Below are 11,024 nucleotides of genomic sequence, written 5' to 3'. Positions count from 1 at the left end.
GTCGAACGCTGGAACGACGAGGGCAGCGTCACCATGCTGGTGGCCGTGGAGAACAGCGGCAAGTCGCCGGACGGCAAGCACGATGTCCGGGTCGCCACCCGATGGCTGGCGACGGCGCAGAAGGAAGGGGACCAGTGGAAGATCAGCAATCTGAACCAGGTGCTGTGACCGACGCGTCCTCGGGTGCGCCGATAGATCCCCAGGCCGATCCCGCGGTCGAGGCGACACCGGAAAGCGAGTCGGCGGCCGAAGTCGAAGCCGACACCGAGCCTGAGGGTGACGCCGAAACCGACACCGAGGCCGACAGCGAGCAGCACCTGACCGCCGCTGCGGGTACGCCGGCGCGGCGGCGGGGCATCGGCATCCGGGTAGCGGTCGCTGTTGCGGTCGCGGCGTTTATCGGCGCGGCGGCGTTCGCGGGTGCCGCGGCGCAACCCTACCTGCGTGACCGTGCGGAGGTGGCCATCAAGCTCGACATCGCCCGGACCGCGGCCAGGGCGATCCACACGCTGTGGAACTACACCCCGGAGAACATGGACTCGCTGCCGGATCGGGCCGCGGTTTACCTCAGCGGTGATCTGGAAGCTCAATACCGCAAGTTCATCGACGCCATCGCCGACAGCAACAAGCAGGCCCGCGTCACCGACACCACCGAGATCGTCGGTGCGGCCGTCGAGACCCTCGACGGGCCCGAGGCCACGGTGATCGTCTACACCAACACCACGGCCACCAGTGAGCTGAGCAGATCGATCCCGCAGATCAAGTACCTGACCTATCGGCTCTACATGAAGCGGGACCAGAACCGCTGGGTGGTCACCAGGATGCCCACCATCACCTCGCTGGACCTCACCCCCCGTCTGCAGGGCTGAGCGCGGGCGCCGGGCGGGGGTAGCGGGGAGCATGCCGATCGCGTCGCCGTTGTCGCAACGGCGCACCGTGGTTGCGCTGCTGTTGCTGACGTTCGCCACCGGCCTTGTCGACGCGGTCAGTGTGCTGGTGCTCGGGCGCGTCTTCGTGGCCAATATGACCGGCAACGCCATTTTTCTGGGCTTTCTGTTCGTGCCCGGCACCGGCTTCGACCTGACCGCCGTGGTTGTCGCAATCGCCGGCTTTTTCACCGGCGCGGTGATCAGCGGCCGTCTGTTCCGGAGGTATGGGAATCCGAACCCCCGGCGGTGGCTGACCGTTGCGCTGAGTCTGGAGGCGGTACTGCTGCTGCTGTTGTCCACCCTGGCCGGCTTGGGTGTACTGAGTTACAGCGACATGAGCAAGCTGGTTCTGATCGCCGGTCTTGCGGTGGCGTTCGGGGTACAGAACTCGACTGCCCGCCAATTCGGCATCCAGGAGCTCTACACCACGGTACTCACCTCGACGATCGTCGGCCTCGGCGTGGACAGCCGGCTGGCCGGGGGGAGAGGGGACCGCCAGAATCTGCGCTACGCAGTCGTTTTCGTGATGATCCTGGGCGCCGTCGTCGGCGCGACACTCACGCATGTGTTCGTCGCGCCCATCATCGCGATGGCAGGTGCGGTGGTGCTGGTCAGCCTGGCCCTCTTCCGCTACGGCTAGCCCCCAGAGTCCGTCAGGAACCGCCGTATTCCGGACGCAGGATCGAACTCAGTGCCGACAGCGGAATGTGTGCCTGCACGTTGCCGCCGTCCATGAACCACTGCATCTGGTTGTACTGGATCGGACTGTCGTGGCTGACCGGGTAGTCGGGCATGTACAGGATCAGCGCATCGGGCGTGAGAGCCCAGGACCGGTATCCGCCGGAGAAGACCTTGTCGGGTGTGAAGCGCTCCGGGACAAAGGGGTAGTCGCCGGGACGATGCTCCCAGAACGCCCGGTCCAGTGCCTCGACGATGTAGGGCTCACCGAGTTGCGGGATCACCGCGAGCGGGTCGACTCCGGGTTTGGTGATGTCCGCCAACTGCAACTGCCGGCCGCCCGAACCCATGTCGAAAGTGAAGGTGCGGTAGGCGTTGTTGATGTAGGGCCCCTCGCCGTGGTAGTCCTCGTGGAAGACCACGCTCAGGGCCCTGCCGTGCTGGAAGATCTCGTAGTTCTCGTTGCCCCAGCTGTCGACGACCATCGACACACCTTTGGTGCGCCAATTGGTGAACAGCTTGGACAGGTATTCGCGGATCGGGGGCCCGGCGACGGGATGATCGACGAGGTCTCCTGGTACCGCCATCCGGATGTAGCGGGTGGCCAGCCGTTGCGAGTGCACCTCAGTGGTGCAGAAATGGCCGTCCCAGTTGCCGCCCAGGCCGTCGCAGAACGACGGCGCCGAAGCGCTAGCGACCGGTGCCCCGGACGCCGCGGACACCGCAAACGTTGCGGCAAGCATGCCCGTCAATAGCCGGGTCGCCCACATAGCTTGCCTCCTAAGGCAATTCCACTTTGCTCGCCAGCCACCGGCCGTCGACCTTTTCCATCGTCATCTTCATTCGGCTGCGGTCCACCCGCGGGTCCGGGCGGGTGGAGTTGGTGATGGTCTGGTTGACCATCAACAGCACCACAACTTTGTCTGGGGAACCGGACTGCACTGCCGACTCCACCACGGTGCCGTGTGCCGTGGCTTTGTTGTCGATCAGCAGCTGCCGCAACTGCACACTGGCCTTGGTGTAGGTGTCCTTGAACTCCCCGGTCGCACCATTGAGGACCGCGTTGAAGTCGTCATCGACCTTGTTGGAGTCGATGCTGGTCAACACCTGGGCGTAGTCCTCGGCGGCGTGGCGCCCGGCGGCCTCCGCTGAGGAGACCCGATGTTGTTGCCACAGCTGCCAACTGAAGGCGATGACCAACCCAAAGACCGCAAGATAGGTCGCCGCTATGGCGACTCGCCGCCAGAGCGCCCGACGCTTCCACGCCGGCGTCGGGGCAGTCGTCACGACCGCGGTGTCCTCCGCGGGCTCCTCGGCACTCGAATCCGGCTCGCTCGCGGCGGATTCCGCGTCTTCGGTGCTGTCCTGCGCGGTCGGTTCCTCAGCGGTACTCACCGCGGTGCCTCCTTGAACATCAGCGGGGCGGGTCGATCAACAGCGGTGGGCCACCGTACGGGGGGGGGATCGTGTACCGGCCCTTGGGCGTGGGATCGGTGGTCGCGGCGAGGTCCGCACCCGGGGGTGGGCCTGCGGTGTCGTCTCCCGGTGGGCGGGGCGCGTTGTGGGCGCCGCGCACCAACACCGACTGGTCGGTGTCGCGGCAGTAGCCGTAGAGGAACGGCTCAGGGAAGTCCGCCGCTGACGGCGGGCGCCGTGGCACGCCATAGTCGCAGGTGTAGCGGGGGTAGGCATCGACGGTGGCCCACATCCCGTCCTCGCGGATCACAGAGCTGAGCGCCTCCAACGTCGAACCGCGGTAGTTGGGGAACAGCGCGTTGAGCGCTGGTACGCGGACGTAGAGCAGCTGAGACACGGTGGCCAGGTTGCCCAACAGGCCCACCATGGCGTCGGAGTTGTCGTCGAAGACGCTGTCGACGGCCGACAACATTCCGGGTCCCTGATCGAGCAGCCGGTTGTACCCGCCGATCATCGGAGTGATTCCCCGAAACACCTTGTCCAGGTTCGCCGCGGTCGTGGCCATGCCGTTGTTGACGTCGCTGAGCATGGTCAGCACCACGCGGCTCGACTTGAGCAGGCTCACCGTCTCCGGCAGCACCGAATCCAGGGTGGACAACAAGAAGGACCCACCGTCAACGATGTCGGTGAGCTTGCTCGGGCCTTCGTCGGAGAGGCTGAGCTCCTTCTTGATCAGCTCCATCTTGCGGGTGTCGGTCTGGGCCAACATGCCGTCCGCGTCGGCCAGCAACTGCGAAATCGGGATCGGTGTGGTGGCTCGATCGCGCGAGACCACGCTGCCCCGCGTCAGATAAGGCCCGGAGCTCGACGGGGGCTCGAAGTCGATGTACTGCTCACCGGCAGCCGAGAGGCCGGAGACGCGCACCGGGCTGTCGGCGGGAATCTTCACCTTGGAGTCGATGTTGACGACCGCATCGACGCCACCGCTGGTGACGCGCAGCGACTCGATGCGGCCCACCGGCACACCGCGCACCGACACGTCCTGATTGGCGAGCAGTCCGCCGGAGTCGGGCAGTGCGATGGTGACCTGGTAGGTGGACCGCGCCGGATTCACCCGCAGTGCGCCCACCAGCAGATACGAGGTCGCGACCGCCAGGGTCATCGCAAGTGCGATTCCCGACAGCAGGTTCTTGCGGCGATATCCGGCCCGGACCAGGGCGACGAGCCGCCGGCTCAGTGCGTCGATCATGGCCGCGGCCCCTGTTCCAGCAGACCGGACTGCGCTGCCTCCATCTCGAGCTCGGCAGGCGTAGGCGGCATCGGGGGACCGATCGCGGTCCACGGCGCCTGCCCCATGTCAGAATCGGGTCCGCGGCCGACTACGCGTTCCTGCAGCCGCCACAGCGCGTACTTGATCGAGCCGGCCAACTTGGCCCAGTCATAGCGCTTCGGGCCGTGGAACGCGGGGTCCCCCTTGAACCCGGCGTCGGGCATCGAACCCCACACCAGGCGGTCGATGCTGGCGTGCACGGCCGCGCCGGTGCCCGCGGTGATCTTGATCATCGGTGCCATCAGCCGGTTCAGTGCGTACAGGCTGATGTCGGGATCGGTGGCCATGTCATTCCAGGCGCTGGCGAGCACGTTGGCGTCCTTGACGAAACTGTGCCCCGAGTCGTCGGTGCCGGCGATCGACGGGAACCGGGCCAGTAGTCGGCTGGTGGCACCGAGTTGCTCGACGAGGTCAGCGATCTGGGTGGTGTTGTCAACCATCGTGTCGGTGGCCGGACCCGCCGCGTTGAGCACGTCTGTGAGCGCCGCGCTGCGGGAGTCGAGGCGATCGGCGAGCCGGCTGGTTTCGCGCAGCGATGACTCGATCTCACCCGACCGGGCGTTGAGCTTTCGCAGCAGGTCGTTCGACTGGGTGATCAATTTGCCGAATGCCTGGCCCTGGTCACCGGTCGCCTTCCCGGCGCCGTTGATGATGTTGGTGAAGTTCTGCACCGCGCCGCCGTTGACCAGCAGCGCCGCCGAACTCAACACCGATTCGACGGTGGCCGCAGAGGCGGTGGACTCCAGGCCGATCGCATCGCCATCCTTGAGCAGCGGCGCCGACGGATCGACCGGCACCGGCGGCTTGATTGCCACGAACACGTCACCGAGCGGCGTCGCCGAACGCAACTCGGCGGTGCTGCCTTCGGGGATCCGGACCCCGTCCATGATGCGCAGTGTGGTGACGGCGGTGTAGTTGCGGGCGACCATCGACTCCATCTGACCGACGTCGGCGCCGGCAAGCTTGACCTTGGCGTGCCCGGGCAGGTTCAGGGCATTGGCGAACACCGCGGTGATCAGGTAACCGCCGCGGCCGATCCCCGGCGCCGGCAGTGGCAGGCTGTCCAGCCCGCTGGTACCGCAGCCGGCCACCGACGAGGCGATGACCGCGCCGCTCAGCAGCGCTACGGCAGTCCTCGGTGCCCTTCTCCATCGTGATGTCACGTCTACTGTCCCATCATCGAAAGTCCGTCGAGGATATAGGTGAGGCCGAAGTCCGGACCGTAGTCGGCCAACGTTCCAGTGCTGCAACCCAACTGCCGAAGGTGCATCATGTTGCACAGTTCTTTGGTGCTTTGGGTCTCGACGAGAATCTTGTCGACCAGTGCGTGCAGGCGGACCGCGCCGTTGTTGGTGTCGACGGCGTTGTAGAGGTTCTCCAACGTCAGCGGCAGCACATCGATGAGCTCTTTCAGGTCACGCTGTTTGTCCACCATGGTCGTCAAGGCGATGTCGCCGTTGATCACACTCTGCTTGAGGTGGTCCCGGTTGGCCGCAATCAGCGAAGTCGCCTGTGTCACGACCTCGTTGAGCATACGGCCGGTTCGCCCGGTGCCGAAGTCTTCATCGGCGAGCATCTGACTCAACTGCCTTGTGGTGGAACCGAATTGTCGCAACTTCGCGTCGTTTCGAGCCGCGGCGTCCATCAGGGAGCTGAGATTGGTGATGATCGTCGTCAGCTGGTCGCCGGTAGCTTCGCCGCGGTCGGAGCTGAGTCGCAATGCGCGTGACAGCTCGCTCAACGCCGACTTGATCTGCTCACCGTTGCCATCGGCGATATCGGCGCCGGCGTTGATCACGTCGGCCACCGGTCCGTTGCCCTTGCCGTCGCCGCCGAGGGACTTGGAAACCTTGTCCAGCATGTCCAGAACGCGGTCGAACGCGACGGGCGTCCGAGTGCGGTTCAGTCCGATGGTGGAGTGGTCGGGCAGAACCGGTCCGCCGGTATAGGCCGGGGTCAGCTCGACCTGCCGCGCGGTCAGAATCGAGGTGTTGATGGTCACGGCGTTCACATCGGCGGGAATCTTCACCCGTCGGTCGACGCTGAGTACAGCCTCGACGTATTCGCCCTTGGGAGTGACCTTCTTGACTTTGCCGACCGGCATACCGAGAACCGCTACGACGTTGTCCTCATAGAGCCCTGCGGCGCTGTCGAATTGGGCTGTGACAGTGATATGTCCGCCGAACGGATTGAAGTGGTAGGCGGCCACAGCGCCGGCGGCCAGTGCCCCCGCGACCAGCGTCGTCACCATGGCCTTGACGCCGCGCCGGCGCGCCGGGGTGCCGGAAGGCTGGGCCGCTGTGGGCGTGGGCGCCGTGTCGCCGGGCTCTTCGATCGGGTCGTCGGCGGTGGTCGGCGGCGCGCTCATTTGCAGTCCTTGAAGTACTCGATCATGCCGAACTGCTTGGCACGTCCACTTATCGCACACATCCACGAGTCGTTCAAGAGTCCGTTGCCGGCGAAGAACTCGATACCGGGCCCGTAGCCGGTCGCATTCGTCGCACCCCGCAACGCGGGTGCTGCGGCTTGAAGCGTGCTGCGCACCAGGTCGTCATGCTGGCCGAGCATGTCCGAGAGCGCGCGAATGTTGGCCAGCATGTCGTCGAGCATCGACCGGTCCTTGACCACAACATTGTTGAGTTGGCCGGCCAGAGTGGTCAGGGCCGACAACATGGCATGGAAGGTGTTCTGGCGCGCCACCAGTTCCCCCAGGAAATCCTGGCTCTGATCGACCAGATTGCCCAGGCTTGTCTGCTGGTTGTGCAGCGTATTGGCCACCCGTTGGGTGCTGGCCAACAGGGTGCCGAGTTCGTCGCGTCGATCGCCGGTGATCTTGGCGAGTGCGTGCAGATTGGCCATCGCCTGGGGAACCACCGGCGGAAGGCCGCTCATCTGTCGCCCGAGCACCGCCAGAGACTGGGCGAATTGGTCGGAGTCGATCTGGTCGAAGGTGGTGGTGGCGTCCTCCAACAGGGATTCGAGGTCATAGGGCACCTCGGTGTGGGAGAGCGGAATCCGTTTGCCGGGCAGCGAGCCGGGGCCGTCCGGTTCGAGCTTGAGGTAGCGCGAACCGAGGATCGTCATCACCTGGATCTTCGCCCGGGTGTCCTTGCCCAGTGGGACGTCGTTGCGAACTGTGAGACCGGCCTCGACGTGGTCACCGGCGAGCCGCATGCTCGATACCCGACCCACCTCGATGCCGGCCACCATGATCGGGTTTCCGGGGGTCAGCGCGGCGGCCTGGGCGAACTCCGCGGTGTAGCGCGTATAGCCGAAGCCGAGGACTTTGACGAACAGTGCCGCAGCCACGACCACGCCCACCACTGCCAGTGCGCCGAAGCCCAGCCACGTGGTGTTGTAGGACTCCAGAGGCCGGCTGCGCCACTGACCGATAAATCGTTTGATGCTAGCCATCGACGGTGTTCCTGCATCTCGGGGTGAACCAGGCAAGGTTCTCGGCTGTGAGCGGGCGGGCGTTGCCGGGAGTCGCGGCGTTGGTGATCATCGTGCTGATGTCGTTGGAGCCCGGCATGAAGCCCGTGGCGTTCAAGTCACACAGGTAGGCGATGCCGTAGGCCCCTTCGCCGAACATCCGGCCGAAGCCCTTGAGCAGCAGGGGCAGGTTGGCGCCGTTGAATGCCAGCTGCGGTTCGATGCTGGCAAGGTGCTTGGTGAAACCGGGTTCCCGGTTGATCATCTCTTCGAAGGACGGGAAGACCTCATCGGTGATCTTCGCGAGTTGTCGCGTCACCTGGGCCAGCGACCCGACCGAGGACTGCAATGCCGGTCGCCGGGCGTCCAGGTCGGCGACTGCCCGGCGTGCCTGCGTCAGCGCGTGATCCAACTGATCGTTCTGCCCCGCGATAGTTCCGGTCACCTTGTTAAGGCTGGTTATGAGGTCGCCGAGTACCTCGTCGCGCCCGGCCAGCGTCGCGGTGAGCGCTGACGACTGCTCGACCAGTGCGGCCATCGAGTCCTGATCGCCCTGCAGCGACTGAATAACACCCTTGGTCAGATCGTCGGCCTGCTTGGGGTCCAGCAGCGACATCAGCGGTTTGAAGCCGTTGAGCAGGGTGCCGACATCGAAAGAGGGGTCGGTCTGTTCCACGCCGATCACGCTGCCGCGGGGCAGTTCTTCGGTGTTTCCGTTGCTGCCCAACGACAGTCCGAGGTAGCGCTGGCCGATGATGTTCTGATAGGTCACCGACGCGACGGTGTTGCCGTACAACTTCTGGTCGCTTTGGACGATGAAGGAGACCTTCGCCAGCTTCCCGTCCAGTGCGACCTTCTCCACCCGGCCCACCCGGACTCCGGCCATTCGGACGTCGTCACCCTCGCGCAGCCCGAAGACGTCGGTGAACATCGCGGAGTACGGTGTCGTGGCGCCGGCCACGTCACGGCGCAAGGTGGCATATACCAGCCAGGTCAGCGCCATAGAGACGACCATGAACACAGACAGCCCGATCAAAGGGCCCCGGAACCTCACTTATTGCCACCTGCTTTCGGCGGGGCGGGCTCGGCCGCGGCGGAGACGGATACGGAAACGGCATTGCCGCGCGCGACCGGGCCGAGCAGCAGCTGAGTCGCCACCGTTGCCGGCCCGCCCTGTCCGGTGAGCAGCCCGAGCTGGGCGCGTTCGGTCTGACTGCCGACGGGACCCACATTGCCTCCGTAGGAAGCCGGGGCCACCGGCGGCGCCGGCTGCCACTCCGGTGCATGGGGTTGCACCGGAATGGGCGGGCTCGGTGGGGGCGGGGGAGCCGGGTCCAGCGGGTCAGCGGTGCCGGGGACGCGCGGGAACGGCCCGGTCCACCACGGCAGCGGCGGGTTGGTGTCCTCCAGGCTGCGATCCGGGTTGACCACGGGCGGCCCGACCGCATGCAGGTTTCCGTCAGGACCGATCTCGGTGCCGGCCGGCGGCTCGAGGCCGGCGGGGAAGCGGTAGTTCTGCGGCAGCAGATTCTCCGGCAGTTCGGGCCGCACGGAGATCATCGGCGCGGTGAAGCAGCTCGGTCCCTTCACCTCGCCGTACTGCGGGCAGTCCGCCCTGGTGTAGGTGTGCAGCGGGGTGAACGAAAGGTTGGCCCGCATGTTCTTGGTGATCAACTTGGGGTGGTAGAGCTGATCGAAGAATTTGTCGCTGAGCCCGTTGACCCGGGTGAAGATCGGTACGAACTTGTCGGCGTTGTTGGCCAGCACGCCCACCACGGGGGTGAAGTCGTGGGTGATCTGAATCAGCTGGTCGATGTGGTTGTCGAACGCCTGACGGGTGACGCCCACGGTGTGCTGACCGCCGGTGACCAGTGCGGCCAGCTCGGCGCGCTTCTCGGCGAACGCCCGCATCGGTTCGACGGCCTGGTGCAGTGCGTCGACCAGGTCGGGCGCGGTGGCCTGCAGGCCGTGGGTGGCCTCCAGCAGCGCCGAGACGGTGGACGGTCCCGGCTCGGTGGCGACGATCCCGTTGAGCTGATCCAGCAGCCGGGACATGTGCGCACCGGCACTGAGCAGCTTGACGCGCCGGTTGTCGGTCGCTGCGCCGACCGCGGCCAGGATGCCCAGACTGTGATCTTCGCGCCCGCGCCCGGTGGCGGCCAGAATGTCCCGCAGTTTCGAGACGGTGGTCTGGAAGATCACCGTGGACAGTTCGCCGTCCTCGGCGATGTGGGCTCCGTTGCGGATCGCGGGCCCACCGTCACCGGAGTCCACCAACTGGATGGAGGACACCGCGAACACGTTGGACGGTACGACCCGCGCCGTCACCGAATTCGGGATGTCCTTGGCGTAATCGGGCTTGAGGTTGATGTGGACATAGTTCGGCTTGCCGTAGGCGGCCGGGATCACGTCGGTGACGCTGCCGACCAGCAGCCCGTGATATTTGACGTCGGACTGCGCGGGCAACCCGTCGCCGACATTGATCAGGTCGGCGATCACCCGCACATAGGAGTTGAGCATGCCGGTGGACTTGGCCAGCAGGCCCGCGGTGGTCAGGGCTATCACCAGCAGGACCGCGATGCCCGCGCCGAGCAGCTGTTGCTCGGAAGGTCCGCGTCCGTCGGTATCCAGGGAATTGGCCATGTCAGCCTCCGAACCTTGCGCCGGCGTCGATGCTCCACAGCGCCATCGTCAGCAGCATGTTGACCATGATCACGATCGTGATGCTGGCACGCATGGCGCGTCCGGCGGCCACCCCGACGCCCTCGGGACCGCCAGAGGCGTAGAAGCCGTAGTAGCACTGCACCGTTGAGGCCAGCCACACGAACACCACGCACTTGAGCACCGAGTACAAGATGTCCTGGCCGCTGAGCATCATCGTGAAGTAGTGCAGGTAGGGACCGATCGAACCGCCGCCGATCAGGCCCGTCACCAGTTGGCAGGTCAGGTAGGTGATCGCCAGACATGCAACGTAGAGCGGGATCACCGCGACGGTCGAGGCCAGCAGTCGGGTGGTGACCAGAAACGGGATGGGCCGGATGGCGATCGATTCGAGCGCGTCGATCTCCTCGGCGATCCGCATGGCGCCCAGTTGCGCGGTGAAGCGGCAGCCGGCCTGCATCGCGAACGCGAGTGAGGCCATGATGGGCGCCAGCTCGCGGGTGTTGACCAGTGAGGAGATGATGCCGGTTGCCGGCCCGAGCCCCAGCAGATTGAGGAAGTTATAGCCTTCGATCGCC

11 protein-coding genes are annotated in these 11,024 nt (G+C 65.7%); 2 read left to right on the top strand and 9 right to left on the bottom strand.

Annotation, left to right across the window (positions count from 1 at the left end):
- Positions 1 to 134: 134 nt before the first annotated feature.
- Together LI92_RS16825 and LI92_RS16820 are read left to right on the top strand one after the other, a co-directional pair.
- A complete protein-coding gene (locus tag LI92_RS16825) occupies positions 135 to 869 on the top strand; it encodes an MSCRAMM family adhesin SdrC (protein ID WP_082109764.1) in 735 nt (244 codons plus the stop codon).
- A gap of 31 nt (positions 870 to 900) precedes the next feature.
- On the top strand, positions 901 to 1,569 hold the full coding sequence (locus LI92_RS16820; RefSeq protein WP_046320802.1) for a YoaK family protein: 669 nt from the start codon (positions 901 to 903) through the stop codon (positions 1,567 to 1,569).
- Positions 1,570 to 1,582: 13 nt separating this feature from the next.
- On the opposite strand, the gene LI92_RS16815 is transcribed toward LI92_RS16820, so the two are convergent.
- The 9 genes from LI92_RS16815 to LI92_RS16775 all read right to left on the bottom strand — a co-directional run.
- Positions 1,583 to 2,377: a mannan-binding family protein gene (locus tag LI92_RS16815; protein WP_046320800.1), complete on the bottom strand. Its 795-nt coding sequence runs from the start codon at positions 2,375 to 2,377 to the stop codon at positions 1,583 to 1,585.
- A gap of 10 nt (positions 2,378 to 2,387) precedes the next feature.
- On the bottom strand, positions 2,388 to 3,002 hold the full coding sequence (locus LI92_RS16810; RefSeq protein WP_046320799.1) for an Rv1363c family protein: 615 nt from the start codon (positions 3,000 to 3,002) through the stop codon (positions 2,388 to 2,390).
- Between the two features lie 19 nt (positions 3,003 to 3,021).
- A complete protein-coding gene (locus tag LI92_RS16805) occupies positions 3,022 to 4,272 on the bottom strand; it encodes an MlaD family protein (protein ID WP_046320797.1) in 1,251 nt (416 codons plus the stop codon).
- Positions 4,269 to 5,516, bottom strand: a complete 1,248-nt coding sequence (locus LI92_RS16800) for an MCE family protein (protein ID WP_046320795.1) — start codon at positions 5,514 to 5,516, stop codon at positions 4,269 to 4,271. Before LI92_RS16800 ends, LI92_RS16805 begins: the two co-directional genes overlap by 4 nt.
- Before the next feature lie 2 nt (positions 5,517 to 5,518).
- A complete protein-coding gene (locus tag LI92_RS16795; protein ID WP_046320806.1) occupies positions 5,519 to 6,604 on the bottom strand; it encodes an MCE family protein in 1,086 nt (361 codons plus the stop codon).
- 113 nt (positions 6,605 to 6,717) lie between these two features.
- Positions 6,718 to 7,767 carry an MCE family protein gene (locus tag LI92_RS16790; protein ID WP_046320793.1) on the bottom strand — a complete coding sequence of 350 codons (1,050 nt, stop codon included), beginning with the start codon at positions 7,765 to 7,767 and terminating at the stop codon, positions 6,718 to 6,720.
- A complete protein-coding gene (locus tag LI92_RS16785; RefSeq protein ID WP_046320792.1) occupies positions 7,760 to 8,839 on the bottom strand; it encodes an MCE family protein in 1,080 nt (359 codons plus the stop codon). Before LI92_RS16785 ends, LI92_RS16790 begins: the two co-directional genes overlap by 8 nt.
- Positions 8,836 to 10,428 carry an MlaD family protein gene (locus LI92_RS16780; protein ID WP_046320790.1) on the bottom strand — a complete coding sequence of 531 codons (1,593 nt, stop codon included), beginning with the start codon at positions 10,426 to 10,428 and terminating at the stop codon, positions 8,836 to 8,838. Before LI92_RS16780 ends, LI92_RS16785 begins: the two co-directional genes overlap by 4 nt.
- A gap of 1 nt (position 10,429) precedes the next feature.
- Positions 10,430 to 11,024 (bottom strand): ABC transporter permease (locus LI92_RS16775; protein ID WP_046320788.1); only part of this gene is annotated, 595 nt, incomplete at its 5' end.

This window comes from Mycobacterium sp. UM_Kg1 (assembly GCF_000972925.1).
Classification (GTDB): Bacteria; Actinomycetota; Actinomycetes; order Mycobacteriales; family Mycobacteriaceae; genus Mycobacterium; species Mycobacterium hiberniae.
This window is presented reverse-complemented; position numbering and strand designations above follow the sequence as displayed.